21 protein-coding genes, 1 tRNA gene and 2 pseudogenes are annotated in these 26,304 nt (G+C 45.8%); 8 read left to right on the forward strand and 16 right to left on the reverse strand.

Annotation, left to right across the window (positions count from 1 at the left end; genetic code table 11):
* Positions 1 to 80: 80 nt before the first annotated feature.
* Complete coding sequence (gene mrdA, locus Q3H59_RS03350; RefSeq protein WP_309833171.1) at positions 81 to 1,955, forward strand: penicillin-binding protein 2; 1,875 nt, start codon at positions 81 to 83, stop codon at positions 1,953 to 1,955.
* A gap of 74 nt (positions 1,956 to 2,029) precedes the next feature.
* Here mrdA and Q3H59_RS03355 read toward each other — a convergent pair whose 3' ends face one another.
* The gene (locus Q3H59_RS03355; protein ID WP_309833175.1) at positions 2,030 to 3,352 is read right to left on the reverse strand and encodes a PAS domain-containing methyl-accepting chemotaxis protein; all 1,323 of its coding nucleotides are present in this window, start codon (positions 3,350 to 3,352) and stop codon (positions 2,030 to 2,032) included.
* Between the two features lie 193 nt (positions 3,353 to 3,545).
* Here Q3H59_RS03355 and Q3H59_RS03360 point away from each other — a divergent pair.
* Positions 3,546 to 3,621: transfer RNA gene (locus Q3H59_RS03360), tRNA-Phe, on the forward strand.
* A gap of 276 nt (positions 3,622 to 3,897) precedes the next feature.
* Here Q3H59_RS03360 and Q3H59_RS03365 read toward each other — a convergent pair.
* Positions 3,898 to 4,857 carry a tyrosine-type recombinase/integrase gene (locus Q3H59_RS03365; RefSeq protein WP_309836622.1) on the reverse strand — a complete coding sequence of 320 codons (960 nt, stop codon included), beginning with the start codon at positions 4,855 to 4,857 and terminating at the stop codon, positions 3,898 to 3,900.
* Positions 4,858 to 4,891: 34 nt separating this feature from the next.
* Positions 4,892 to 6,466: a TraI domain-containing protein gene (locus tag Q3H59_RS03370; RefSeq protein WP_309833176.1), complete on the reverse strand. Its 1,575-nt coding sequence runs from the start codon at positions 6,464 to 6,466 to the stop codon at positions 4,892 to 4,894.
* A gap of 206 nt (positions 6,467 to 6,672) precedes the next feature.
* On the opposite strand from Q3H59_RS03370, the gene Q3H59_RS03375 reads away from it, so the two are divergent.
* The 3 genes from Q3H59_RS03375 (at position 6,673) to Q3H59_RS03380 (ending at position 7,873) form a co-directional block, all read left to right on the forward strand.
* Entirely contained in the window at positions 6,673 to 7,221 is a 549-nt protein-coding gene (locus Q3H59_RS03375; RefSeq protein ID WP_309833178.1) for a hypothetical protein, read from the forward strand.
* 111 nt (positions 7,222 to 7,332) lie between these two features.
* A complete protein-coding gene (locus tag Q3H59_RS24675) occupies positions 7,333 to 7,503 on the forward strand; it encodes a lipoprotein (RefSeq protein WP_193751888.1) in 171 nt (56 codons plus the stop codon).
* The gene (locus Q3H59_RS03380; RefSeq protein WP_309833181.1) at positions 7,490 to 7,873 is read left to right on the forward strand and encodes a hypothetical protein; all 384 of its coding nucleotides are present in this window, start codon (positions 7,490 to 7,492) and stop codon (positions 7,871 to 7,873) included. The genes Q3H59_RS24675 and Q3H59_RS03380 overlap by 14 nt, the downstream gene beginning before the upstream one ends.
* A 199-nt stretch (positions 7,874 to 8,072) precedes the next feature.
* Here Q3H59_RS03380 and Q3H59_RS03385 read toward each other — a convergent pair whose 3' ends face one another.
* Genes Q3H59_RS03385 through Q3H59_RS03395 form a run of 3 tightly spaced genes read right to left on the reverse strand, consistent with a single transcriptional unit; the run spans position 8,073 to position 11,156 of the window.
* On the reverse strand, positions 8,073 to 8,936 hold the full coding sequence (locus Q3H59_RS03385) for an HlyD family secretion protein (RefSeq protein WP_309833183.1): 864 nt from the start codon (positions 8,934 to 8,936) through the stop codon (positions 8,073 to 8,075).
* The gene (locus Q3H59_RS03390; protein WP_058776673.1) at positions 8,933 to 9,148 is read right to left on the reverse strand and encodes a DUF1656 domain-containing protein; all 216 of its coding nucleotides are present in this window, start codon (positions 9,146 to 9,148) and stop codon (positions 8,933 to 8,935) included. The genes Q3H59_RS03385 and Q3H59_RS03390 overlap by 4 nt, the downstream gene beginning before the upstream one ends.
* Positions 9,138 to 11,156, reverse strand: a complete 2,019-nt coding sequence (locus tag Q3H59_RS03395; protein WP_405042185.1) for an FUSC family protein — start codon at positions 11,154 to 11,156, stop codon at positions 9,138 to 9,140. Before Q3H59_RS03395 ends, Q3H59_RS03390 begins: the two co-directional genes overlap by 11 nt.
* Positions 11,157 to 11,242: 86 nt before the next feature.
* Here Q3H59_RS03395 and Q3H59_RS03400 point away from each other — a divergent pair, with 86 nt between their 5' ends.
* From Q3H59_RS03400 to Q3H59_RS03410, 3 genes and pseudogenes are all read left to right on the forward strand, one after another.
* Positions 11,243 to 12,037, forward strand: coding sequence for a helix-turn-helix transcriptional regulator (locus tag Q3H59_RS03400; protein WP_058776671.1), 795 nt, complete (start codon positions 11,243 to 11,245; stop codon positions 12,035 to 12,037).
* A gap of 354 nt (positions 12,038 to 12,391) precedes the next feature.
* Positions 12,392 to 13,542: pseudogene (locus Q3H59_RS03405) on the forward strand (IS3 family transposase).
* Positions 13,543 to 13,572: 30 nt separating this feature from the next.
* Positions 13,573 to 14,519: pseudogene (locus Q3H59_RS03410) on the forward strand (sugar phosphate isomerase/epimerase family protein); the annotation flags it as partial.
* Positions 14,520 to 14,999: 480 nt separating this feature from the next.
* Here the strand turns inward: Q3H59_RS03410 and Q3H59_RS03415 are convergent.
* The 10 genes from Q3H59_RS03415 to Q3H59_RS03460 form a co-directional block, all read right to left on the reverse strand.
* Positions 15,000 to 15,611, reverse strand: coding sequence for an acyltransferase family protein (locus Q3H59_RS03415; protein WP_309833190.1), 612 nt, complete (start codon positions 15,609 to 15,611; stop codon positions 15,000 to 15,002).
* A 62-nt stretch (positions 15,612 to 15,673) separates the two neighbouring features.
* Entirely contained in the window at positions 15,674 to 16,573 is a 900-nt protein-coding gene (locus tag Q3H59_RS03420; protein ID WP_309833191.1) for a hypothetical protein, read from the reverse strand.
* 221 nt (positions 16,574 to 16,794) lie between these two features.
* Complete coding sequence (locus tag Q3H59_RS03425; protein WP_309833194.1) at positions 16,795 to 17,319, reverse strand: hypothetical protein; 525 nt, start codon at positions 17,317 to 17,319, stop codon at positions 16,795 to 16,797.
* Positions 17,320 to 17,348: 29 nt separating this feature from the next.
* Positions 17,349 to 18,806 carry an undecaprenyl-phosphate galactose phosphotransferase WbaP gene (wbaP, locus tag Q3H59_RS03430; RefSeq protein WP_309833198.1) on the reverse strand — a complete coding sequence of 486 codons (1,458 nt, stop codon included), beginning with the start codon at positions 18,804 to 18,806 and terminating at the stop codon, positions 17,349 to 17,351.
* A 123-nt stretch (positions 18,807 to 18,929) separates the two neighbouring features.
* Positions 18,930 to 19,670: a hypothetical protein gene (locus Q3H59_RS03435; RefSeq protein ID WP_309833203.1), complete on the reverse strand. Its 741-nt coding sequence runs from the start codon at positions 19,668 to 19,670 to the stop codon at positions 18,930 to 18,932.
* Between the two features lie 94 nt (positions 19,671 to 19,764).
* On the reverse strand, positions 19,765 to 20,922 hold the full coding sequence (locus Q3H59_RS03440) for a glycosyltransferase family 4 protein (protein WP_309833206.1): 1,158 nt from the start codon (positions 20,920 to 20,922) through the stop codon (positions 19,765 to 19,767).
* A gap of 144 nt (positions 20,923 to 21,066) precedes the next feature.
* On the reverse strand, positions 21,067 to 22,443 hold the full coding sequence (gene cpsG / locus Q3H59_RS03445) for a phosphomannomutase CpsG (RefSeq protein WP_309833208.1): 1,377 nt from the start codon (positions 22,441 to 22,443) through the stop codon (positions 21,067 to 21,069).
* Between the two features lie 14 nt (positions 22,444 to 22,457).
* A complete protein-coding gene (locus tag Q3H59_RS03450; protein WP_309833210.1) occupies positions 22,458 to 23,879 on the reverse strand; it encodes a mannose-1-phosphate guanylyltransferase/mannose-6-phosphate isomerase in 1,422 nt (473 codons plus the stop codon).
* A 54-nt stretch (positions 23,880 to 23,933) separates the two neighbouring features.
* On the reverse strand, positions 23,934 to 24,944 hold the full coding sequence (locus Q3H59_RS03455; protein ID WP_309833214.1) for a cellulase family glycosylhydrolase: 1,011 nt from the start codon (positions 24,942 to 24,944) through the stop codon (positions 23,934 to 23,936).
* Entirely contained in the window at positions 24,941 to 26,230 is a 1,290-nt protein-coding gene (locus tag Q3H59_RS03460) for an O-antigen ligase family protein (RefSeq protein ID WP_309833217.1), read from the reverse strand. Before Q3H59_RS03460 ends, Q3H59_RS03455 begins: the two co-directional genes overlap by 4 nt.
* Positions 26,231 to 26,304: the final 74 nt, after the last annotated feature.

Genomic DNA, 26,304 nt, shown 5'->3' on the forward strand with positions numbered 1-26,304 from the left:
AGGCTTGTGCATCTTCGTGCTGGCTCTGAAACAATCTCTGCTTATCATTAGCGTGATAACAAAGAGATTAAGCCCACCTGATGAATTTCCGTAATTTCGAAGCAGAAGAAAAGCTGTTTGCCCGCCGTGCGATTGTCGCTTTTGCCCTGGTTGTCATCTGCTTTACCATTTTAGGCATCAACCTGTATCGCCTGCAGGTCGATCAGCACAGCTATTACCAGACGCGTTCCAACGAAAACGACATCAAAATGATCCCCATCGCGCCCACGCGTGGATTGATCTTCGATCGCAACGGCATTCCGCTGGTGCGCAACGTCAGCTGGTATGACATTCACATCACACCGTACAAAATCGACAATATGCAGGAAACGCTGAAAGAGCTGACGCCGATTGTCGATCTTACGCCGGAAGAGATTGAAACCTTCGAGCATGAACTCAAACAGAACAGCCGCTACAAGCCGGTTGAACTGAAAGCGGAACTGACTGACGAAGAAGTCGCGCGCTTCGCCGTCAATCAATTCCGCTTTAGCGGCGTCACCGTCGATACCTATCAGGACCGTGAATATCCTTACGGTGCCGACCTGGCGCACGTACTTGGCTATGTTTCGAAAATCAACGATAACGACTACAAACGCCTGAACGCAGAAGGCGTTGGCGAGAACTACGCGGCTGACCACAACATCGGTAAGCAGGGCATTGAAGGCTATTATGAATCGCTGCTGCACGGCAAAACTGGCTATCAGGAAGTGGAAGTGGATAACCACGGCCGCATCGTGCGCGTGCTGAAAGAGGTGCCGCCGGTGGCCGGTCAGAACATCACGCTGACGCTCGATCTGCATCTGCAGCAGTACGTCGAGAGCCAGCTAGCCGGGCAACGTGCGGCGGCGCTGATTGAAGATCCGCACGACGGCAGCGTGCTGGCGATGGTTTCCGCGCCGAGCTACGATCCCAATCCGTTCGTCAAAGGCATCAGCTACAAAGCCTATAAAGCCCTGCTGCAGGATAAAGATCTGCCGCTGATCAACCGCGTTACGCAAGGCTTGTATCCACCGGCGTCCACCGTGAAGCCTTATATGGCGATGTCGGCGCTGCTGACCAAAGTCATCACGCCGAGCTTTACCCTATTTGGCGCGCCGACCTGGACGCTGCCGGGCACCGATCGTAAATATCGCGACTGGAAAAAAACCGGTCACGGCATGCTGGACGTCACCAAAGCCATCGAAGAGTCGGCGGACAGCTTCTTCTATCAGGTGGCGTTTATGATGGGCATTGATCGCATCCACACCATGCTGAGCCAGTTTGGCTACGGAAAATCGACCGGCATCGATCTTAACGAAGAGTACGCTGGATTGCTGCCGAGCCGCGAATGGAAGCAGAAGGTGCACAAACACGTGTGGTATCAGGGCGATACCGTTTCAGTGGGCATTGGGCAAGGTTATTGGGTGGCGACGCCGATTCAGATGGTGAAAGCGATGGTGGCGCTAATCAACAACGGGCGTGTGATCAATCCCCATCTGCTGGAGAAATCACAGCGCGGCAAGGAGGTGCAGCTCTACCAGGCAAAACTACCGCAGCCGCAGATTGGCGATGCTAAATCGCCGTATTGGTCGCTGGTGCGCCACGCCATGTTCGGTATGGCGAATGCGCCGAACGGCACCGGCTACAAATACTTTCACACCGCGCCTTATGGCATTGCAGCGAAATCGGGCACCTCGCAGGTATTCAGCCTGAAACAGAATCAGGTGTATAACGCCAAAATGACGCCGATGCGTCTGCGTGACCACATCTTCTACACCGCGTTTGCGCCGTTTAACGATCCCAAAGTGGCGGTGGCGTTGATTCTGGAAAACGGCGGCAACGAAGGCGTCACGGCGGCACCGCTGATGCGTAATATTCTCGACCACATCTTTATGCCGGAAGCCTCACCGCCGCCGGTGGCGACGGCGGCGCACTAAACCATGCGGCCTTGGCAGGTTATTGTCATGCAGCATAGTTTGTGGGGTCGCGGTGCATTGCGACCTGCAACGCATCACTCCTCTCGCAATGTCGCGGTAACATGCCCAATCGCGCGCACCACTTCGCTGGAACTGTCACGAATATCCGCCATCATGCCGCCAGCCTCTTTCGCCAACCCTACGCCCTGATCGGCGCGTTTCAGGTTGGAGGCGATACCTTTCAGCGCTTTCTCCGCCAGCGTATGGTTCTGCTGCACCATGTTCTCAATTTCGGTGGTGGCGCGGTTGATGTTGGCCGCCAGCGTGCGCACTTCATTGGCCACCACGGCAAAGCTGCGACCATGCTGACCGGCACGCGCCGCTTCCACCGCGGCGTTCAGCGCCAGCAGGTTGGTTTGATCGGCAATCCGGCGAATACTCTCAACAATGGCGCCAATGCGATCCGACGACTGACTCAGATCGTTGATATCACCAGAAATGCCGTGCAGCTCGCCCGCCAAATCATTCATGGTCTGCACGCTGTTCTCAATCACCGTGGCGCCAAGGCGCGTGCTTTCGCTGGTTTGCAGCGCGGTTTGATACGCCTGCTGCGCCGCGTCGCGCTCTTGCTGATTCTTCTCCACCTGCGCGGTGACATCGGTAGCGAACTTCACCACTTTGTACAGCTCGCCGGTTTCGTTAAACACCGGATTGTAAGTGGCGCGCAGCCACACCGTTTGGCCGCGTTTATTCAGGCGCTGGAACTGGCCGGAGATAAATTCGCCCTGATTCAGCTTGTGCCAGAAGCGGCGATATTCGTCGCTGTTGCGCATCTCCGGCGGGCAGAACTGGCTGTGATGCACGCCGATTACTTCTGACGCGTTATAGCCCATGGTTTTCAGGAAGTTGTCGTTGGTCATCAACACTTCGCCCTTGAGATTGAAGGCGATCACCGCCATCGAACGCTCAATCGCGGTGGTCATGGCGCGCTGCTCTTGCGCGTCCATGATGCGCGCGGTGATATCGCTCGCCAGCTTGACGATTTTAATCACGCGGCCGCTGCGATCCTGCACCGGTACGTAATTCGCCTCCAGCCAGATAGGACGGCTGTGTTTTGCCACGCGCAGGAATTTATCGCTGAAGCCTTCGCCGCGATTCAGGCGTCGCCAGAAGTCGCGGTATTGCGGCGAGTTAAGCATATCGGCGGTGCAGAACATGCTGTGATGCTGACCAACAATCTCTTTGAGCGTGTAACCCATGCGCTCGAGAAACAGCTCGTTGGCGGTAAGGATCTTCCCTTCTGGGGTGAATTCGACCATGGCGATGGCATCTTGCAATGAACTGAGCGTTGCCTTGCTGTGACCGCGTTTTTGCCACGCAAGGCGTGACAATATTCCTGATGTAATAGTGCTGAACATGGTGGACCTTATTATTGGTATCGGATGTCAGCAAGGTTATCGGCACAAGCGACTAAAAATGCACCTATACCAGCGATAGGCGAATGAATTTTTACCGGTTGGTCTGGAGGTTGCTGTAAAAGGCATCAGTCAGCTGATTTTTGCCGAAAAGCGTTTGACGGTGCCGCGCGAGTAGGGTTTAATGCGCCCCGTTGCCCGGATAGCTCAGTCGGTAGAGCAGGGGATTGAAAATCCCCGTGTCGGTGGTTCGATTCCGCCTCCGGGCACCACTCTTCAGAGCCTGTTCGTTAGGGGTTGAGATCCTTAACGGGCATGACAGTGGTCCCCAGCATGATGTTGGTAGTTTGCTTACCGCACCATTGTTGAACACGGGACTTAAAGTCCGGAGGATGTTCTAGCATCCTCTGGACTTCTCACATCCTTAAAAAGTACTTCAGCATCGTATTTACCTTTAGAAATGTTTTCTGTCAATCTTTTGTAAAGGTTTGCCTCCCTTTTTTTCCTCTTTTAGAATCATATCGTTGAGATTTGACTTAAGATTACTCTTAGGCTACCTCTAGCTGTTCGAGAACGCTCCTGACCTTGTTGATGTCGCTCTCAACGTATTGCAGAGTGACTGCAGGCGTTGAATGGCCCAGAAGATCCTGAGCCATTTTCAGGTTTCGGTCAGGCATACTCATCAGATTTGTAGCTATGGTGTGCCGGAATCGATGAGGACTCACAACAAAGCCACATTCATTTGAAAGCCGTCGAAAAAATGCACGCAATGGTGGATTATCCATGTTTTCACTTGTCTCATTTCTGCGACCATCAAATCGGGATAAATTGAAAAGCTGATCCTCCATCTTTGCTCCTCTTTCCAGAGAACGGTTATAAAGCATTTCTAATCTTGGTCTCAGATAACGCGTGATCGGAACAAGATGCTCGCGATGGTTTTTTGCTCCTTCCGGTCGAAGGCTTATCCAGTTATGCATAAAATTAACGTCACATAAACGTATATGCAGAAGCTGATTCTGCCTCATCCCTGTCCTTCGTAAAGCATCCAGCACGGTAAGCCAGAACCATGCAGGCCTCAATGCCGACCTGTGGTTATAGTTTTTACCATACTGTTCATCCGCCTCCCGGGCCTCCATTAAAAGATATATTTTATTAATCTGGATATCAGTCAGGGTTTTCTTTCGCTTTACATCTGGCCGTGCAATCTTGCCATTAAAGGGATTTTTGGTTGCCGGAATATAACCTTCTTCAATCGCAAAGTTGAATAATGCTCTCATGTGTGTGAGCTTATTGTTCCAAGTGGTTTTTGTCAGACCCTCCACATTAAGTACATGTCTGCGCCAGTTTAAAACCAACCTGTCATCAACATCAGCAGGAGATATGGCTGCTCCAGCAAAGTTAAGGAAAGTCTTTAATACTTTTCTGTAACTCCATTCAGTTGCAACTCGAAGAGTTTTACTAAAAAAATATCCTTCAATAAGTTCATCAAATGAACATAAATCTTTCATTTTGACCTCAGTTTTATAAATGCTCCCCAGCCAGTCATTTCCTGGCTGAAAGCCATGTGCTGTCCGAAGGACAGCTCCCTTTTTTAAATAAAATGTCGGCATTAATCATATAGCCTGACACTTTTGTAAAACGACCGCTCTTATCCGGCGTATCGTATTGATGGTAATGGAATAATCCCTTACCATTTCGTGAATGGTGTACGTTGAGTGCCTCAAAACTTTTTTGTAGTCTGGCCTTATCCGTATCACTGCCTCCTGCAGTCGTGGTGTAACGGTAAAAACAGGCCGGTGAGACCACAAAAACAAACTGCGCCAGAACGTGAAGCAGACTGTCTTTTTGATTTACGCTCAGCGTGCCGTCCTCAATGCTGTCCCTGATCCATTCAAGAAAGAGCACACCGGATTCTTCTCCCTTATCTATCCTGTTTTCATCAGAATGAAACTCATCAGTTGTAATTGGCGTGGCTGGACGATTATCCGCAGAAGAATTATCCATTGCCGTAGCAGTTTTCCCTTCAGCCATTAAATCAAGCAATGACAGGAGATTCTCCGTAGATCCCTGCATCTGCACTTCTTCTCCCGTACTGATGGCGTTTTCTGCAGAAAGCAGCGGTTCCTCAGCTGTGAGTGCGGATTCCAGCTCCAGTAAAGGCGCAGGTGGGATAATCTTCTCAGGCGACAACTCGCTTTCCTGAGCAGAACTGTAGTATGAAATTCCAGTTTTAACTGGCACTAAAGAACCTTCCGCATTATCGAGACTGGACAATGAGTTAGGTTTTACTTCATATAATTTCGGGGGGGTATGGTCTGTTACTGATGTGATTTTAACCAGAGAAACCTGCTGAGGTTTTTGCCCGGACATTACGGTCTCATTTGAAAGGCCGCAGCTGCTCAGGGCATCGTTAACAATACTGGTTAATATCCCGGCTTCAGCACGGCGTCCCGACAGAAAGAGCAGGAGCGTATCAGAAAGAGCGGGCCAGCGCTGAAGCCACAGCAGGGCCGCCTCAGGCAATAGTCTCAGCGCCACAAATACGCAGTTCATCTCGCCTGATGGTTCGGTGGTCTGCCTGACCCGCCATTGCTCTCCAGGCACGCTAAGACCGGGATACCAGACCCGACCGTTTTTCAGAGCCCCTTCCACCTGCATCAGCCAGGGCAAATGATGGAACAGCCCTGCCCAGTAAGCAGCACAGACCCAGCCGGGAGTTTGCTCAGCCTGTTCTTCAGGCGTGGCGCCCGGTGGCAGCATCATGCCGCGGACCAGCCTGACCGCACGCGCGGCGACGTTCAGGCTGAGTTCATTAAATCCTCCGGGACCAGAGTACGGGCCGGACCAGGCTGCCGGGCAGGTCTGCACCCTTGCCGCCATCTCCTCCAGAGGCCTGAGCCACCAGGCTTCAGTGACTTCTTTTGAAAGCGGGCTGTTTTCTGTCAGCACCCTGATGAGGCGACGGTTTTCGTTTGTCTGCAGTAGCACATTTCCCGTCTGAGCAGGGTGCCAGCTACCGTCAGCAACAGGCCGGGATGATGTGTCTCCCTTAGAGAGTCTCTCTCCGGGCTGGCTTTCCTGTCTGCCTCTGCCTGTTAACCAGTTAAGTCCAATCACCGTCACCTCCGCCGGAATATGCCTGCTGAATAAGACGCTAACCTAAAAGCACTCCGGGCAATTTCAACAGTAAACCCGGAACCGTCTCTGACAGAAATCCTGCTTGTTAAAATATTAAAAAGTGGTTTCAGAGTTTCAGGGTGCTCTGGTAACCCCGTAATGGTTTCCTGCATGCCTCTGTTTACACCGGTATCGGGAGCCATCGCATGCAGCAATTCTTTGTTTTGTTTTTTTTTATGATCTGGCTGGCCCTGTGCGGGACGATGAGCCTGAGTTTCACCCTCCAGGGCACATCCACCGGGTTTTATATGGTATGGGTGCTGCTGTTCTGTCTCCCCTTCCTGCTCCGCCCGCTCGCATGGGCCGAGAGGCAGTTAAGACCGGCGATGACGCTGATCCGTCATCGTCGCAGCCGGGCGTGGGTGCATCTTGCCCCCTGGCAGCCCACCACAAATCTGACGCCAGAGCGGGTTCATCAGTTCTGGCAAAGCGTAAAGGCGTCAACCAGACAGGCTCTGGAAAAGCACCATATCGTTATCATCTCCTCGCACCTTCTGACCGACATTCGTGCCCGCCGTGTGCTGGCCTGTATCGCTGAAGGTGGACTCATCGTCCACCACCGCACTTACCGCATCCCTTTTACACCGGCCATGAAGGCGCTGATGCAGCTGGAGATCCTCTTCCGACGGTGGCGCTGGCGCACAGACTTCCGCAGTGACTGGCCCGTGCTGGTTCTGCGGCGTAAATCTTCATAGTCGGAAAAATAATTTCGGGTATTGGGGCGTAGCTGGAATGTTCACACTGATTTAATTCTTGTATTCGAATTGAACGATCATGTGCTGCCCTTCATTCCATAGGCTATTAGTATGAAAAAAATTATCTCCATTACGACTCTTGTAATAATGCTAACCGGCTGCAGCGGCAATACTCTCGCAGACTATCTCAACCCGGATAATCTGTCTTCTCTCATTAAACCCGCCGCTAAGCAGCCTCGGATATCCCATCTACTATGTTATCAGGCGGATGTCTGCCAGTGATAACGTCGCTGGCCTTATAATGGATGTCTATCTGAATTTACCCATGGCTTTATTTATTCGCCTTAATGTTGCTCCGGGTATTTCTGGAGCTGGGCTTAATATGATATTTGTGCTTACAGGATTGGGTATTATCAGCACCCGGGCTTTATTATTAATGATTATGGCAAGTCAAAAACTGGATCTGATTATTTTTGGTTTTATGAATTACATAGAACCGGTATTACTTGTTGCTGTCGCCATGTTGGTTGGCCAGATGCCATCAAAAGAAAACACGGTAATCTACCTTTGCGTAGCGTTATCTGTATTCATTCTAATTATTGAAGGGGTGATAACAATTTTAAAGAGCAGAAAATTATCTAACGCTATTTAATCCATAATGACAGTAACATTATTCTGTCCTAAAAAGGTCCGCTTTTGGCACGAAGCGGACATTCGCAAACTCGTTATCCTAGCCAATATCGTTTTCTTCAAGATATTTCAACACGCCATGTGAGGCTTACAGACCAAAAGCGCTTTCGCCGCTTAACACGATGGCATAAATGTTAGTGATGGTATTCTCAGAATACCTGTTAAGGCATGACAGATACGCTAGCGGATAATCCTGCCACTAACACTATACCTGTAGGCACGGTATCTAACTGGATGCGCACCGGTACGCGTTGAGCCAGCCGAACCCAGCTAAAGGTGGGATTGACATCCGGCAGCCCAAGCGCGCCTGTCTCATCGTTGCTATCATCAATTCCTCGCCCGATGCTCTCAACATGGCCCGTGATCAGCGGTTCAAAACCCATCAGCGAAATCTGCGCTGTTTTCCCGACGCGGATATGACGTAGTTTCGTCTCTTCAAAATAGCCCACCACCCAGTAACTGTGCGCATCGAGAATAGCGACTTTTGTCTCTCCTGCAGTGGCGTAGTCACCGGGGCGAAGACGGAGATGCGTGACATAACCATCCACCGGTGATCTCACGGTGGCATGCGCTAAATTAAGCTGCGCCAGTTCAAGAGTGGCCAGTGCGCCCTGATAATTGGCCGCCGCGATGCTTGCAGCACTGCCTGATTGCTGGATGTCCTCACTGGAAATTGCCCCTTTGATCAGCGCCCGTCGCCTGGCCGAATCCTGTCGCATCAGCATCTCATGACGTTTTGCCTCAACGTCAGCCTGTGCACTCAGCACGGCCAGCTTCAGCCAGTTCGGATCGATTGCATAGAGAACATCGCCACGGTTAACCCACTGGTTATCACGGACCAACACGCGAATCACCGGCCCGGAAACCTCCGGTGCAATCTGCACCACATCCGCACGAACCCGCCCGTCGCGTGTCCAGGGTGTCTGCGCATAGTGTTTCCAGAAAATAAATGCAACGAGTGTCGCCACAGCCACTGCAGTTAACGTCAGCGCATAGCGACCCAGTAAAGAAAGGAAAGATTTCATGCAAATAATCCCAGAGTGGTCAGGCCCTGCAAAAGCAGGAAGAAGCTAATGATAAGTATTGAAAAATCAATCAACGGGCGAAAGGGCAAATGGCGGTAAAGCCTGCTGAAAGAGAAAATTGGTATGAGTGATAACGTACAGACCAGCGCGATGAGCGCATTCATCAGCAGGCCGGGGATAAAAACCCCCCCGATATTGATGTCATTTATCATTTGTGGATTCCTCGTCCTGCGTTCGTAACGCGCAGTGCAGATCAACCAGTTTGTCGACTAGCTGGCGTGATGGTTCATCAGTAGCGGGCAAATAGAGATCTGCTATAGCAGCAATGCGCTCGCGTAAAGCTTCTGTCTCCGTACAGCGAGTAAGGTCATAAAGGATGGTGTTGATGCCATGACCTGGGAGCATGTCCCAGCGGCGAAGATGCATCACAGTAAGGCCAACGCGCAGAAAGTGCATCAGGTGAACAAGTGCCCGAGCGGATGACGGCTTGCTACGTGACATGCGTGGGAGCAGCAGGGCTGCCCGATCAATCATCAGATTGGTCCAGAGCGTTTCATCGCCTTTAAATACGCCGTTCACACTCCGGCGGATATCACGCTGGCAAAGTTTCAACAGGCGGTTTATAGCCGCGTCAGCTTGTACGGTTTGCAGCAGGCTCATGCTAAAGACCGCAAAACCGGTTGCGAAAAATAGCGCGATAGCGGTGTTAGCCGCGTCGGCGAAGTTGCCGCTGTAGTGCGCATTCAACTCGCTCAATATGGGCAACGTCAACGTTATTCCCATCGCCATAAACGTGGTGGGCGGCCGTGCCTGGAGTGACCCGGCAAGCAGATAGACCGGAGCAAGCACGGCAACCAGTACGGGAAAATCGCTGAGCTGGGGAAGCAGGGCAAAACTATAGATGAGACTTATCAATACGCCCCAGAAAGAGCCGATGATGTATTTCACAATATGGGGTGCCGGCGTGTCGAAACTGCTAAACAGCGTGCAACAAACCCCAAGAATGGAGACCGCCGTACCGCCATCTGACCACGCTGAGCCAATCCATATCAGACAGCCACTCAGGATGCTGACAAATGCGCCCAGTGCCGTGCGGGCTGCACTCAGAGGATCGCGATGAAAAACATACCCTTTCGCCGCGCTATCTTCCGCCCGTACGGGCGCGGGTTTCGTGTGAAATATAGCCTGCGAAAGACGCTCACACTGGTGAATAAGGCTTATCAACTCTGCTAAGTAGCCTAAGATGTTTACCCTCAGCGCGTCCTCAAAGTTCAGTGCCTGCACTGCACGCTCCTGTAGTAACCGGGTGCTACGTTTTTGTAGGGTATCTGCGGTGCTTTTGCGTTTCCCGGCATTCTCGCAGGTGAGCCAGGCCTGAACATCGTCCAGCAGCATTTTTATATCGGCGGGCATATCCGTGTTCACCTGCAAGCGATCGCGTAATTCAGCGTTCACGATGACTAATCGCGCCAGCCTGTCATGGAGTGCTTTTCTGGCCTGCCGAACCGGAACTGAGAGGGCAAAATCATACGGGATGTGGTGGCTGATACCCTGCAGGAATTGCAGTGCCGGCGCAAAGTGAAGGGGGGATGAATCAGCATCAGACTTGCCCGCCAGGGTATCGGCAAGCCTTTGTCGTGCCGCATGTAGCGTCTGCGTCAATTTGCTGTTGAACAGGCCCGATATCCTGCTGGGCAGAATGTACCGATGAATCAGCGCAGCGCAGAGGATGCCGATCGTTATCTCCTGCACCCGGATGATAGCAATGTTAAACACCGAGCCTGGGTCGGATACGGAGGGAAAGCCAATCAGGCTTGCGGTGTAACCGGCCAGTACAAAGGCATAGGCGCGGGGAGTGCGCTCAAGCAGGGATAACCAAAGGCAGAATGTGATCCAGCCTGTCAGCATCGCGCTGCATAAAATGGGCATATTCACAAACATGGGCACGATCAGCACGGTTGCCCCCGCGCCAGCCACCGTGCCTGCAAGACGATAGAGACATCTGCTCAGCGAGGCCCCCACCGACGTTTGCGAAACGATGTAGACGGTGATAATGGCCCAGGAGGGGCGTTCAAGACCAATCGAAAGGGCGATGTAATAGGCGAGCATCGCTGCGGCAAAACTCCTGATGGAATAGAGCAGTGCATGCGCATCGCTCAATAGCAATGGAGTGATTATGTGGCCTGACCAGCGGCGTATTGCGTGCCAAAAAGAGATCATTGTATTCATGCCGAGAATTATTGCCGGTTTGCGCACGTCACTAAATACTCTATTCTGTCAAAAAATATCTAAATGTTGCCAATAACATGACACCCCGACTTGCCAATACGTTGTTTGATCCCGACAGCACGTCGAGCCCCGCAGTCGCTCGTCATATCGATTTCGTTGATTACGCAGCCGAAGTGCCGGTTCATACGCACCGTAAAGGGCAGTTGATTATTGCTCTGTATGGGGCGGTAATTTGTCGTGCGGAAAACAATATCTGGATTGTGCCACCCGATTGCGCAGTGTGGATCCCAGGCGGAGTCCCCCATAGCGCCAAAGCGACCTGGAATGCGCACCTTAACTATCTGTTTATTGAGCCGGGCGCTGCCGCAATGCCGGTGAAATGCTGCACGCTGGCAATTTCCCCCCTGGTTAAAGAGTTAGTTGGTCGCTTAACGAATGAAGGCGTTGATTACGCACCACTGAGTCATGTTGGCAGGCTGACCAGAGTGACGCTCGATGAACTCGTGACCATGCCGCAGCAGAAATTGAGCCTGCCAGTATCAGCTAACCCTAAAATTAGCGCTATGGCCGATGCACTGGTCAGCAATCCAGGCGATCGAAGCACATTCAAAGTCTGGGCAAAGCGACTGGCACTCAGCGAGCGCTCGTTAGCGCGCTTAATGCTGCGTGAAACCGGTCTTACCTTCGGTCGATGGCGTCAGCAACTGCACTTGATTATTGCTCTGCGGGATCTGGCAAGTGGGGTGTCGGTAAAAAACGTGGCAGCAAACTTAGGGTATGAGTCGGTTAACGCGTTTATCACCATGTTCAGAAAAACCATGGGCAGTACGCCAGCGCACTATTTTGCTGTCCGCAAAACGGCGGATTCATAGATTTGTTACAGTGTGCGGCTCTTGATTTACGCGCGGGTAAAAAGCGGGCGAGCTTACAGAGTTGAATGTCTGCTTTGAGCGAGAAGCGGACGTTAACGTTCAATGCAGCGAGCGGCAAAGCAGTCCGATTGACTTTTTTTGTTATGTGCCGAACTCATTGTGCGCTCTGAGTATCCGGTGTGCCCGTCTAATTGTTCGTTAACTCTTGTAACTCATTAAGATATATAGAATTGATGAATAGCCTAATTTAGGGGCCATGGCGGCGTGGCACCGTTGGCCCAAGGCCATTTGTTCCGACCCGCCAATAGTGGACACGCGACTAAGTGAGTAAACTCTCAACCAGAGGTGACTCACATGACAAAATCCGTATCAACCAGCAGGAAACCCCGTAAGCAGCACACGCCAGAGTTTCGCGGTGAAGCACTGAAACTCGCTGAGCGTATTGGCGTCGCTGCCGCCGCCCGCGAACTCAGCCTGTATGAGTCCCAGCCCTATAACTGGCGCAGCAAACAGCAGAATCAGGCAACCACATCAGAACGCTAGAGCGAACAGGCTGCGGAAATTGCCCGCCTCAAACGCCAGCTGGCAGAACGGGACGAGGAGCTGGCTATTCTCCAAAAGGCCGCGACATACTTCGCGAAGCGCCTGAAATGAAGTATGTCTTTATCGAAAAGCATCAGGCTGAGTTCAGCATCAAAGCTATGTGTCGCGTCCTCCGGATTGCCCGAAGCGGTTGGTATGCATGGCTCAAACGTCGCCATCAATCCGGTCCACGCCAACAGTTCCGGCTCATCTGCGATACTGTTGTCAGCCAGGCATTCACCGAGGCAAAACAGCGTCATGGTGCGCCTCGTCTCGCCGAAGAACTGCCTGAATACAATATTAAAACCATCGCTGCCAGCCTGCGCCGTCAGGAGTTGCGGGCAAAAGCTGCACGTAAGTTCAGCCCGGTCAGTTACCGTAAGCACGGTCTGCCGGTGTCAGAAAACCTGCTGAAGCAGAACTTTTACGCCAGCGGCCCGAACCAGAAGTGGTCGGGAGACATTACTTACTTACGTACCGATGAGGGCTGGCTGTACCTTGCCGTGGTCATCGACCTGTGGTCGCGGGCCGTTATCGGCTGGTCGATGTCATCACGGATGACAGCACATCTCGCCTGTGATGCGTTGCAGATGGCGCTGTGGCGGCGTAAACGTCCAGAGAATGTCATCGTCCACACCGATCGCGGTGGGCAATACTGCTCAGCGGATTATCAGGCAGTGCTGAAGCGACATAACCTGCGCGGCAGCATGAGCGCCCGTGGCAACTGTTATGACAACGCCTGTGCTGAAAGCTTCTTCCACTCACTGAAAGTGGAATGTATCCACGGCGAACCCTTTGCCAGCCGTGAAATAATGCGGGCAACGGTGTTTAATTATATCGAGTGTGATTACAATCGCTGGCGTCGCCACAGTGCCTGTGGTGGTCTCAGCCCGGAACAGTTTGAAAACCAGAACCTCGCTTAGGGCCGTGTCCACATTACGCGGGTAGGATCAGGTTACGGTCACGCTTTGAGTACGCTGGAACAAATCCGCATTGCCGGTACCGTTGAAGATCTTTCCTATGTTGACGTCCCCTATCCCTTTACCGAGGGTGTCAGCGTGGGCGATGTCAAACAAGCGCTGGCAGCAGCAGGTTTGAAAGCCATCGGCGTGACCCCGGAGATCTACTTACGTCGTTTTTCTCAGGGGGCGTTTACCAACCCAGACCCAGAGCTACGTAAGCAGGCATTTGATCTTATGCATGAAGCCGCAAACGTGGTACGTGAGTTAGGAGCTAACTATGTCAAGGTATGGCCAGGCCAGGATGGTTGGGATTATCCATTCCAGGTTGACCATAAAACCTCTAACGCCTGGCGGTTGATGGCATGCGCGAACTGGCCAGCGCCAATCCGGATGTCAAATTTGCCATTGAGTACAAACCCCGAGAACCTCGGGTAAAAATGACCTGGGATTCGGCTGCACGGACTTTACTGGGGATTGAGGAGATGGGGTTGGATAATGTTGGCATCCTGTTGGATTTTGGCCATGCGTTATTTGCCGATGAATCACCTGCCGGGTCCGCGCAGTTGATTATCGATCATGGCCGCCTGTTCGGTATGGATGTAAACGACAACCTACGTGGCTGGGATGATGACCTGGTGGTCGGCACGGTGCATATGACGGAGATCTTCGAGTTCTTTTACGTACTGAAGATCAACAACTGGGAGGGAGTCTGGCAATTGGATCAGTTCCCGTTCCGTGAGGATAATGTGGAAGCAGCGAACCTATCGATTCGCTTCCTGAAGCATGTGTATCGTACGTTGGATAAGCTGGATATTGCAGCATTGCAGGCTGCTCAAGCGGAACAGAATCCGCTGTTGGCGCAGAAGATTATTCAGAATGCGCTGCTGACGGCGATTGAGGAGTGGTGGCGAGTTTATTTTTTGAATGATGAAACATAGCCTAAGCGCATTTAGTTTTGATGCCATGTTGTTATAATTCTGATACAGCAGCATGGCACCATATTCCAACATTTACAGGTCTTATCAAGAACCAAGTATCAATCGCGTGTTAACGCGTGTTTTTTCAATGCGTACACGCAAAAGGATATTATAGATATGATAACTATAGAAAAAATAGCACTAATTGAAACTTAAATTATGACACTCGAGCCCAAGGAATAAGAGTTAATGAGTTCAATCTTCTTCCGAAGAAAACCGACAAAATACCCATGAAGAAAATAAATAGCGAAACTTGACGTAGCCAACCATGACAATGGTGTTGTCACATATAGCATATTAGTTGAGGAAAGAGTAATGAATAAATAAAGAAATAAAAAATCTTCGATAATACTGAAAGACTTGGTGTGACGTCAAAAACCAAACGAATACCAAACAGTACTAAAAAAGCGAAAAGGAAATATCACTTATTCTTATTTTCAATCAAAGTATCTCTATACTCGCATATAAACATACCCAAAACATATACAGGAAAGAAGTGAATATATGCCAAGAAAGCATTAGAGTCACCACTGGTCGCGAAGTGAAAAGAATCACAACAATAGAAAACACCGCTGCATATAAAATATTTTTTCTATTCTCCCCCAGCATTTTTAACGGAATTGAGCTAAGAAAAATCAGGGAAAGCATTGGGATAAACCACAATGGCCCCAAGTTTGCCCCTGTAGCATAGAAGAATATCAAGATATAAAGAATAGAATGTTTCATCAACTCATTAATATCAACCCAGTTGTGTTCTTTCTTCAAACCTAAAACATAAATACTAATTGCAGGAATAGATATTATTAAATATGGAAGGATTACATTTTTGAACTTACTGGCGTAAAATTTCTTTACTTCATACCGAGGCACTAAATATTGAAATAAAAATCCAGAAATCAGGAGGAAAATTGCAGTCCATTCCCTTAAAACTTCACTCCATAGGCGGGCTAAAACACTATCATCAGTAGTAAATAAATTGCAATGCGTTGTGACGATGAAGAATATAGCAATCCCTCGTATGTAATGTATGTACGAAAATTTCTTATTACCCATAAAACAATAAACCTCCCAGAAAATGAAGCCATTTATAAGTCATATAATAATTAAAGCACATATTAAGATATTAGTGTCGCATCATTAAAAACCCTCTGCCTAAATATTTCAGAATGCTCTATTATTTTCTTGAATTGAATATCATTACCACCATTATGTACATTAACTGTGTGAAGACTATCACTAAGGTCAGAACATAAGAAATGAACATTGCGTTTTCTTATTCTCTTTGCCTTAAAACCATTGACAGTGGTTATATATTTCAACCAAAGGTCATCTGCATGAGGACATAGTGCAAGGAAGTCATTCTTTGTTGATTCCAATCCTTTCAGTGATCCAACTGGATAATAGACCCCACTTGTTCCAGTGGGAAGAAAAGAACATTTAGAAAATGACGTTGTAATTTGATCAGATTTATTGAACCACAACCCGTAGTCGAAAATTATTTCATTCTCATCTCTGATAATATGATGCCCTCTAAATGCAAGAACACAATCTGGTTCAAGTGATGCATTATTCAATATTTCAGAGAGCCACCAATTCGGATACAATATATCATCATCCACTGTAATAATTGGTGATTTTTCATTCTCATTGCTAATATAAAAAACCTTCTTATGGCTTTTAATATTTTCTTTTACACGAATTAATCTAACGCCTCTGTTTATCTGTGAACTAATGTTATCAGGAAGCCCCCCATAAATATCAACATCCTCATCAGATATCGTTACTACTATCTGATAATCATTAGCATAATTTTGATTAATTAACGATTCAATTGTCAGATAAAGAATATTAAATCTTTTATGATATGAAGTTAAGCTTATGATAGGACCCGAAACTCCAGATACCTTCTTAATGCCATTTATATTTCTCTTATGTAGAAATGAAGAATAGAGTGGTGTAGCACCAATAGAGTAGAGTTTACGAACAGCCTTTCGAGCAAAAGTAATTGGTGTCATGATTATTATCTCAGATGAACTACAATTTGGAACACATTAACAGCACTGAAGTCATTTTATATGAGAGTGAATCCATAATTAATCTCAGCAAGAATCCATGTTTTGCATCAAACGTTGGTGATTAATAACTACCCAAGTGGATAACTCTGCCCTAAAAGTTAAGACCATTAAACTATCTAGGGATTCGTCCATTTCATCCCGCCAAGTCATAATCACAGAAATTATGCTGCTAATACTTCAGTTTGTAGGAAACCATTTAAAGTTAGATAAAAAAGATTTCTTCTTTTGACGAAGAATGTATATGTGAGTTGAGATTTATATTCTCGTAACTTTTTCATCGTGATCATTAATGTGTCACAAATACGATTATCGTCCCAACCGCGCAAAATAAGAAGAAACACACGCATTCTTGCACTGTCTTCCTTCTGCTTGAAGGGCTTTACCTTCTTAAAGGATTTTGTTCCTTGAAAATAATCAAAAACATCTTGTGTACGAACATCAAGCGCTATAAAAGACACATCACAGATTGATTGTAGTATGAATACTTCGAGATAGTTGTTATAGACTAAGACAACATTTTTTGATCTGGAGTTAATATCCCCTCGACTTAGAGCTATAAGGAAATAATGAATATCACATACAAATAAATTCACTTTATTAAAAGGCACGCTGAGAGATAGCTGATCTATTGCACATTCAATAAAACTGTTCTGCAACTGAGTAGTGACTGGGTTGATTTTTGTCATATTAACTCCATTTAATAAATAAGAGGAAACTAATAGGCGCCGTCACGCTTGAGCACTACGCCAACCGTCTTAAATAGAATCGCTATGTCATTCCAAAGTGACCAGTTCTTAACATACCAAGAATCAAAATAAACACGCGTTTGATAATCAACATCGTTACGGCCACTGATCTGCCATAATCCAGTCATGCCTGGCTTAGCCATCAGGTAATAATCGACGTCTCCAGCGTAACGGCTGAGCTCATCTTCAATAACTGGGCGTGGCCCCACAAGACTCATATCACCCCGAACCACATTCCACAATTGTGGTAGCTCATCTAGGCTGGTTTTGCGAATAAAGTTACCAACCTTAGTGATACGAGGATCGTTCTTCAGTTTAAAATCTTTGTCCCACTCAGCTCTCGCAACAGGGTCGGTGCGCAATACCTCCTCCAGCACTTCTTTTGAGTTGATAACCATCGAGCGGAATTTGAGGCACTTGAACTTGCGACCATTCATGCCAACACGTTCATGGCCATAAATTGGACTACCTCCGTCACGACTCACAAGATAACCAAGAATCAATAATGCAGGAGACAATGCTATGATAATCGAAAGTGCCCCCAAGAGGTCGAATGCCCGCTTCAGGAAACGTGAAGTTCGTTTTGCCAGATTGTTATTCACAAGAAGGATCATCACCTCATGGCTAAATATATAGGCCATTTCCGTTCCATAAAGTGGTACACCTCTTAATGTAGGAACGACTGAAACAGAACGGCAATTGCGTTTTGCCAAAGTTTTCAACCACTGATCACGATACAGACTTTGTTCAGTCTCTACTGCGACAATGAACTGTGTTTCATTATTTGTCAGCAACCAAAGATCATGTTCATTTCTTAATACCGGAATACCACCCACACTAGACTGTTGGCAGCTACCATCGACGTCATAGAACGCAATGGTATCGAAGCCCATGACTTCTTCACTTTGTAATGCCTTCCACGCTTCCTGTGCATTATTATTACTACCAATGATGATTGTCTGTTTTTTCCACATACCAAAATGGTCTAGTAAACGACGTGCAATGCTGCGCCCAATTGGAATCACAATCAATGCTAACAACCAAGTCAAAGCCCACACGAATCGTGACATCTGCCATTGTGATAAAGCAGTGATTGCAAGATCGATCACTGAGAAGATAAGAATAGTGCGAAAAATTTCTTTCAGTTCAAACCAAAATGGCTTTCTATAGGTAAAATGACGCAGCCGTACCCAAAACCAAACAACACAGATAACCGACAAGCATATATGAGTAAAAATCTTTAGATTGAGATCTTTTACCGATATATCAGAAAGTATTGAATGAGCTCCCGAATCAATAATTTTTAGCGCAACGAACAACGCTGCGTTAAAAAAAAGTAAATCTGAAAACGCCAAGGAAAATTTTGTGAGAAGAGTTTTGTATGTAAACTCTGAGGTAATCTGTATACGATGCTGGAGTGTTGTCATATTATTAAACCCGGCCAATAAATCCATTAATGATTAGATAAGTCTTGCCAAAAAATGCAACAATAAAATCTGCATTTCTTGTTGCATAGTGATAATCAGAGTGCGCTAAAAATAGAGAATTGATTAACTTGTAAAATATGATTTGATTAGCAAGATCCCTTCTTTAAGACGTGATATCACTCGCCATTTGCTGTCCTTTCCACTGCTACTATTGAGAACATGCCCCAGTGTATTAACCACTTGAATCTTAATGTTGAGATTATTATCTTTTAACAAGATAATTCTTTCAAAAAAAACGCAGTCAACATCATATAAAGAAAAATCATCATCAAAAATTTTTTTTCTAATTTCTAGGAATTTATTAATTGCTGAGCGGTAAACAACCAAACCGAATCCCAGCGAATGTATATTTTGTGTGGGATTTAGAACCAAACCATCAGCTACATTTGCTACAGTTTCATCGATGATAGGATAATAAATTTTTCCGTCAATTTTTGATCTGATGTGAGGAACTTGCAGATCAATTTCACCGGTATGAAATTTATCAAGATTATATATATAATCTTTACTCAGATAACAACCATCGTCTAATAATACGATTCGTTCAACCTCACGATGCTCATTGATAATTTCATTGAATATACCGCTCAGCGGTCTGGCATCCAGATACTCTTTGATATCGATACTTTTGACGTAAAAACCCAATGTGTGAATGAAATCCTTATCAAACCGTAACGCATCAGGACCTATATTAATAATAATGAGTTCAACATTTGCATATGACTTACTCATTAGGCAATTGAGCGTTGTTGAGTCCTTGTAAGTCTTTCCGCTTAAAACGACAACTAATAGCGTCTGGTGCATAGGGATGCCTTTACTCTTTAAAATTAAACTTGAGTTTAATTTCTGTGCGGCCTGATATGTCGAGACTGAAAAACGACAAATATTGGTTTAACTCTCATGAATAAACCACTTCCTTGCTCAGTTTGAACATCTCCCATTTGGTTTTAATGTATATATCCAGTTCTTTACGAAAACGCTCGGCTGAGAAACGCGTAGCATTGGTGCGGCAATCAATTGGTTGTATGTCATGCCCAATAATATCAAAACTCTCTACCGCTTCGACAATAGCATCGGCAGACTGTTCATAGAAAAACAATCCTGTCGGATACTCTTCACCATAAGGACGAATAGTTTCCAACGCTCCTCCTTTGCCAAAGGCTATTACCGGAGTGCCACATGCTTGCGCTTCAACCGGTGTAATGCCGAAGTCCTCTTCAGCAGCAAACACGAATGCTTTGGCACGTCTCATGTAGTCTTCCATCACCTCATTCGGTTGATAGCCTAGAATTTCAACGTTTGCTGTCGCCTTCGACTTAATTTTAGCCATCTCAGAACCATCGCCAATTACAACTAATTTTTTCTCTGGCATACGACTAAAAGCTTCAACAATCAGATCAATTCGCTTGTAAGGCACCATACGCGAGGCTGTAAAATAGAAGTCGTCTTTCTTTTCATGTAACGTGAACCGATCGACATCAACAGGAGGATAGATAACGTCAGCATCCCTGCCATAAACTTTTTTGATACGACGCGCAATAAAATGGGAGTTAGCAATAAAGTGGTCAACACCGTTTGCAGTACGGCAATCCCACATGCGGATATTGTGAAGCATCCAACGAGCAAGCTTACCTTTCAATCCTCTGTCTAGCCCGGACTCACGCAAGTATTGATGCTGGAAATCCCAGGCATAACGTATGGGTGAATGAACATAGCTAACATGAAGTTGATCAGGCCCGGTTAACACCCCTTTCGCCACAGCATGGCTACTTGATAACACGACGTCATGTTGAGTGACATCGAGTTGTTCAATGGCTAATGGCATTAATGGTAGATAGGTTTGATACTTTTTTTTGGCTCCAGGAAGACGCTGAATAAACGATGTCGTCGCTTTTTTGTCTTGAAAATGATGACGAGAATCATCTGACAAAAAATCGACAACCGAATAAATCTCAGATGCGGGGAATAGATGAATGAATTCGGCAATCACGCGCTCAGCACCGGCAAAACCTACTAACCAGTCGGCCACGATTCCTATACTTATATTCTGTGACATAGTGTACCCCTCTTTAGTACTGATCACGATAAACAAAACCAGCTTTAACAAGGCTAGTTCTTTAACTCGATTATGAAGAATCTGAAAAGAAAGTTAATATTAATATGAGAAAGACTTATATCATTACGTGGCAATGAATAATGATTAACTACGGAGAATAGCAAGGATATTATCAGTATGCTTTTGCATTAAAGCCACGTTTGCACGAGATTCCACATTAAGTCTAACTACTGGTTCAGTGTTGGAACTTCTTAAGTTGAATCGCCAGTCAGAAAACTCAAGACTAATACCATCAGTTCTATCAAGGCTTAATGCGTCATCTTCATAGTGTTGTAATACACGTTCAATCGCCTGTTGTGGCTGTTCAAGTACACTGTTTATCTCACCTGAAGCTGGGTAAGCAAGCATGCGACTGTTAACTAACTGCCTTAAAGATTGACCTTTGACCTGAAGTAATTCAGTGACAAGCAACCACGGAATCATCCCACTATCGCAATAAGCGAAATCACGGAAGTAATGATGAGCACTCATTTCTCCACCATAAACCGCATCTTCATGGCGCATGCGTTCCTTGATAAATGCGTGACCAGTTTTCGACATGACAGGCACACCGCCAGCACCCGTAACGATATCTATGGTATTCCAGCTCAGGCGAGGATCATGAATTATGCGTGCACCCGGTTCTTTTTCAAGGAAGGCAGCAGCAAGTAATCCGACAATATAATAACCTTCAATGAATTTCCCTTCGCTATCGAATAGGAAACAACGGTCAAAATCCCCATCAAATGCGATACCCATATCTGCTGCATTTGCAATTACTGCATCTGTGGTGTCCGCACGGCATTCAGGCAACAGCGGATTGGGAATACCATTAGGAAAATTACCATCTGATTGGTGATGTACCTTAATAAACTCAATATTAACGCCAGCTTGTTCAAAGCGCTCTTGGATTGCATCAATCACATGGCCTGCAGCCCCGTTACCAGAGTTAACTACTAGTTTCATTGGTTGCGTGAAATTATCCAGGTTGATATAGCTGAACAATTTATCAACGTAAGCATCCAGAACAGAAAGTGTGGTATGGCTGCCACGAGTTTCTGGGTTAGTAGGTGAGAAATCATTCGCTTCAGCAAGGCGCTGAATATCACGTAAACCAGTATCCCCGCTTATCGGTTTAGAACCTTCCCGTACTAGCTTCATCCCGTTGTAGTCTAGCGGATTATGACTGGCTGTAACTTCAATTCCACCATCAATACTTAAATATGAAGTTGCAAAATAGATCTCTTCAGTACCGGATAAACCAATATCTATAACATCAGTCCCAGCATCACGTAAACCATTAGCCAAAGCATTTTTCAAGGCTTCACTGGTTAATCGTACATCTCCACCGACCACCATTTTTTTAGGTTTAAGATATTCACCATAAGCACGACCAATCCGGTAAGCAATATCTTCATTTAATTCTTCACCTAATTTCCCTCTAATGTCATACGCTTTAAAGCAGGTTAATTTACCAGACATTTTGCATTCCTTGTTTAGCTAAGGCCATAGTGATCTTTGGTACGAATAATGTCGTCATCACCAAGATAGGAACCGGACTGTATTTCCAACAATTCGAGTGGAATCCTTCCGGGGTTTTCCAACATATGTTGAGAACCTATGGGAATAAATGTCGATTGATTCTCTGTCAGTAAAAAGGTGTTATCTTCAATAGTCACCTTTGCAGTTCCTGAAAGAACGACCCAGTGTTCAGCACGATGATGATGCATTTGCAGTGAAAACATACCTCCGGGTTTTACCGTCACGCGGTTAACGTTATAGCGAGGCATACTCACAACTTTGTCATTTTTTCCCCAGGGTTGGTATGATTCACGGTGGACTCGATGTTCACCACGTTCATTTTTTTTGAGAAATTCAACAACTTTTTTAACGTCCTGAACCTGTGATTTATCAATAACCAGTACCGCATCCTTGGTATTGATAATTACCAGGTTATCAACACCAACTGCCGCAATAAATTTTTCGTCAGTGTTGATGTAGCAGTTACTGGTATGGTGTGTGAAAACATCACCGGCCAGAGCGTTGCCTTGAGCATCTTTATTATTGACATCCCAAAGTGCAGACCATGAACCTACATCATTCCAACCAGCATCAAGAGGAACGACGACAGCATGAGTTGTTTTTTCCATGACAGCGTAATCAACTGATTCATCGGGACACGAAATAAAAGCTTGTTTATCAACGCGGATAAAGTCTTGATGTGTATCTGTCTGAGCAGACGCAATAGCTGTTTTGCATGCTGCAAGAATATCCGGTCTGAACTGAGACATTTCTTCGAGGAACCGACTTGCATGAAACAGAAACATACCGCTATTCCAGTAATACTCACCAGACTCCAGATACTGTAATGCTGTTGGAAGGTCCGGTTTCTCTACAAAACGATGAACACTGAATACAGGAGATTTTCCACTTCCTAATGAAGCACCACGTTGAATGTACCCATAACCTGTTTCTGGCTCTGCCGCAACAATACCAAACGTCACAAGCATTCCCTGTTCTGCATAGGGAATTGCATCCTGTACCGCACGGTGAAATGCCTTTTGATTCCCAATGACATGATCTGCTGCTAACACTAATAAAAGTGGATCTTCAGCCTCAGTGATTGCATTTAACGCTGCCAACGTTATAGCAGGCGCAGTATTTCTTCCAACGGGTTCGAGAATAATGTTTTTAGATAATTGCCCAATATTACGGAGTTGCTCAGCGACGAGAAACCGATGCTGCTCATTGCAGATAACTAATGATTCAGAAACGTTTAAGCCTTTAAGGCGCGTAATTGTTTCTTGAAGCATAGAATGCTCGCCATAAAGGCGAAGGAATTGTTTTGGGTAAAGTTCGCGAGACATTGGCCAGAGACGGCTACCAGTGCCGCCCGCCATAATAACGGGTAAAATCATAACCATCACCTAAATTAGATATTAATAGAATAACCCGAGTCATAGCAACTGACATTATAGACAAGACATGCTGCTGATAGTTGAAACCGATTCTTTTGGAGTAAGATCATCATTAAATAGACCAAAGCCATCCTCGGTATTATTTGAGTATGTCTTAGAGTCCTTAAAGCTATATAAAAATACACCAGAGTATCCAATTTTCTTAGCATCGCAAACAGCGTTAGCTAATAACTTTGACTGAACCCTCATAGGAACACCGTATGATGTAATAGAAGTACTCCAGCCAATTTCAGTAATAAAAACCTTTTTATCCTTATAGAATGGATTAGTTTTAACTAAAGTATAAGCATAACGCGCTTGCTTAAGATAATAAGAATATTCATCAAAGGGATGTTTCCGATATGTTGTATAAGGATGAACAGAAATGGCATCTGTGAACTTCGCCATTTCCGGTGACAAATAATCACGAAGATAATCACCCCTATTCTCCAAGCCTATTGCTTTGTTGAAGGCAGCAGAGGAGAAGGAGCCTGTAATGACGATAGAGTCAGGAGAATTCATTTTAATCACGGGATAAGACGCCCTGACAAGATTTTTGTAATCATCAATGCTACCAGGCGTTGTATTTCCTACCTTACCATTCCATTCATTCCAAATCTGATAAAACTTAATCTTATCACTGAAATGTTTTGTTAAAAAGTCCACGTATCTAACGAACCCAATTATCGCCTCTTTACTTCTTGGTTTATCACCGCCATCATAAAATTTGTTTCCATAATCGAGTATGCATAACACCTCCATTCCATGAGAATTAGCATAATCAATAAAATAATCCCAATTGGCTGGTATTTGCAATTGATTCCTCTCCTGCTCCACCACCTTCCAGGGCATATCGACACGAATAGAGTCCACTCCCATAGACTTAATCATGTCCAAATAGTTAGCTATGGTTTTTTTATCGAGATTAAAAACCCTCACATTAATACCTAAGGTAAACGCATCCGATCTCGATGGTAAAATAAAAACAAGCAAAGACATCAACACAAAAATCTTGCCAAATCTCATGATAACCTTCTCAGATTTTTATAACCATCATTGTCAGGAACAGATTCTTCAATGTGAAGTTGAGTAGCTGAGTAGTTAATTCCTAAGCAAATCGCCAACAATATCATTTGGTGAGGGTCTCCAATTAAACCAAAGTTCTCCCCCATCCCATGGGCAAAAAGCCAACCAGACACCATGAGAAGCATCAATCCACATCCATTCAAATAATCGGCACGGCTCCTCAGAGAGGAAATAGCAACTCTTAATCCATAATAGATAAAAAAAACACCAGCAAAAGCGGATAGAATCCCGGATTTCGACCACATGTACATAATTGTATTATGTGGAGGGTATAATATAGTGGAAATTTTAGCGTATCCAGCCATCCATCCACCATATCCTTGTCCCAAAACAGGACTTGACAAGAAAGAATTGATGCCGTAATCCCATATCTGAATTCTACTATCTGTTGTATCTGCAGTAGATGACAAGAATGCATTATCAAGATTTATATTAGATACTGATAGCAACAAGCAAAGCAGCATAACCATGGCAGATGAGAATAATAATATTCCTATCCTCTTTTGACTACTGGAGTTCAATGTGTATGCAAAAACAGGAATTATTACTGCAAATATCGCTGATGCTTTTGAACCAGTAAAAAATACAGAAAACCATAGAATGAACGAAATCGCATATAGCAAAAGACTTCTTTGCATTCTCGCAAGAGAATATGCCAGGAATGAACTTATACCAACATAGCAAGCAGCTATATTTGCATTTATAAACATAAGCCCCCCGGACTTCTCGGGATCGTAAAAGTTATTTCTCGCACCTTCTAAAACCAATGAGTCTAAAACATTTTGGCCTAAAATAATTCGCATTGGAGGAGACAAAATTAAGGATAATTTAACATCAGGAAGAAATCTGAATAAAATAATTGTAATAGCCTCAAAACATACAACCATCAAGAATAATTTCAGGATTTTCATTAATGCTTGTGGTTCTTTCCGATGTAAACTATAAACCCCAGAAATCAAAAACCAAAAACTAAGCATATAGCTTATATCTCTAAAACCACCAGATATCTCAATTGACCACAATAGACTAACAACCTGTGTAAGCAAAATCATTATCGATACTACGAATAGTTTCTTTTTTATAAAAAATTTTATATTTGAAACAAGTGTGGGGAATAATAAATAAGAAAAAATGAATGCCAGGGGAACATCAGTCCCACCTGGAATAACATATAATTGAGGAACTGATGTTACTAGAGCTAAGAAAACAATGATTTTTAGATACATGGCTCATCCCATAGCTATCTTTAAATTATATTACTGCATTTTAATTACGTAAGAGCACATCCTAAAGACAATTC

The organism is Pantoea sp. SORGH_AS_0659, assembly GCF_031453915.1.
GTDB classification, from domain to species: domain Bacteria; phylum Pseudomonadota; class Gammaproteobacteria; order Enterobacterales; family Enterobacteriaceae; genus Pantoea; species Pantoea leporis.

Excerpts from the sequence above, each read along its gene's own strand:
- mrdA (WP_309833171.1), top strand. The coding sequence starts at position 81 with ATGAATTTCCGTAATTTCGAAGCAGAAGAAAAGCTGTTTGCCCGCCGT.
- Q3H59_RS03355 (WP_309833175.1), bottom strand. The coding sequence starts at position 3,352 with ATGTTCAGCACTATTACATCAGGAATATTGTCACGCCTTGCGTGGCAA.
- Q3H59_RS03365 (WP_309836622.1), bottom strand. The coding sequence starts at position 4,857 with ATGAAAGATTTATGTTCATTTGATGAACTTATTGAAGGATATTTTTTT.
- Q3H59_RS03375 (WP_309833178.1), top strand. The coding sequence starts at position 6,673 with ATGCAGCAATTCTTTGTTTTGTTTTTTTTTATGATCTGGCTGGCCCTG.
- Q3H59_RS24675 (WP_193751888.1), top strand. The coding sequence starts at position 7,333 with ATGAAAAAAATTATCTCCATTACGACTCTTGTAATAATGCTAACCGGC.
- Q3H59_RS03380 (WP_309833181.1), top strand. The coding sequence starts at position 7,490 with ATGTCTGCCAGTGATAACGTCGCTGGCCTTATAATGGATGTCTATCTG.
- Q3H59_RS03385 (WP_309833183.1), bottom strand. The coding sequence starts at position 8,936 with ATGAAATCTTTCCTTTCTTTACTGGGTCGCTATGCGCTGACGTTAACT.
- Q3H59_RS03390 (WP_058776673.1), bottom strand. The coding sequence starts at position 9,148 with ATGATAAATGACATCAATATCGGGGGGGTTTTTATCCCCGGCCTGCTG.
- Q3H59_RS03395 (WP_405042185.1), bottom strand. The coding sequence starts at position 11,156 with ATGATCTCTTTTTGGCACGCAATACGCCGCTGGTCAGGCCACATAATC.
- Q3H59_RS03400 (WP_058776671.1), top strand. The coding sequence starts at position 11,243 with ATGACACCCCGACTTGCCAATACGTTGTTTGATCCCGACAGCACGTCG.
- Q3H59_RS03415 (WP_309833190.1), bottom strand. The coding sequence starts at position 15,611 with ATGGGTAATAAGAAATTTTCGTACATACATTACATACGAGGGATTGCT.
- Q3H59_RS03420 (WP_309833191.1), bottom strand. The coding sequence starts at position 16,573 with ATGACACCAATTACTTTTGCTCGAAAGGCTGTTCGTAAACTCTACTCT.
- Q3H59_RS03425 (WP_309833194.1), bottom strand. The coding sequence starts at position 17,319 with ATGACAAAAATCAACCCAGTCACTACTCAGTTGCAGAACAGTTTTATT.
- wbaP (WP_309833198.1), bottom strand. The coding sequence starts at position 18,806 with ATGACAACACTCCAGCATCGTATACAGATTACCTCAGAGTTTACATAC.
- Q3H59_RS03435 (WP_309833203.1), bottom strand. The coding sequence starts at position 19,670 with ATGCACCAGACGCTATTAGTTGTCGTTTTAAGCGGAAAGACTTACAAG.
- Q3H59_RS03440 (WP_309833206.1), bottom strand. The coding sequence starts at position 20,922 with ATGTCACAGAATATAAGTATAGGAATCGTGGCCGACTGGTTAGTAGGT.
- cpsG (WP_309833208.1), bottom strand. The coding sequence starts at position 22,443 with ATGTCTGGTAAATTAACCTGCTTTAAAGCGTATGACATTAGAGGGAAA.
- Q3H59_RS03450 (WP_309833210.1), bottom strand. The coding sequence starts at position 23,879 with ATGATTTTACCCGTTATTATGGCGGGCGGCACTGGTAGCCGTCTCTGG.
- Q3H59_RS03455 (WP_309833214.1), bottom strand. The coding sequence starts at position 24,944 with ATGAGATTTGGCAAGATTTTTGTGTTGATGTCTTTGCTTGTTTTTATT.
- Q3H59_RS03460 (WP_309833217.1), bottom strand. The coding sequence starts at position 26,230 with ATGTATCTAAAAATCATTGTTTTCTTAGCTCTAGTAACATCAGTTCCT.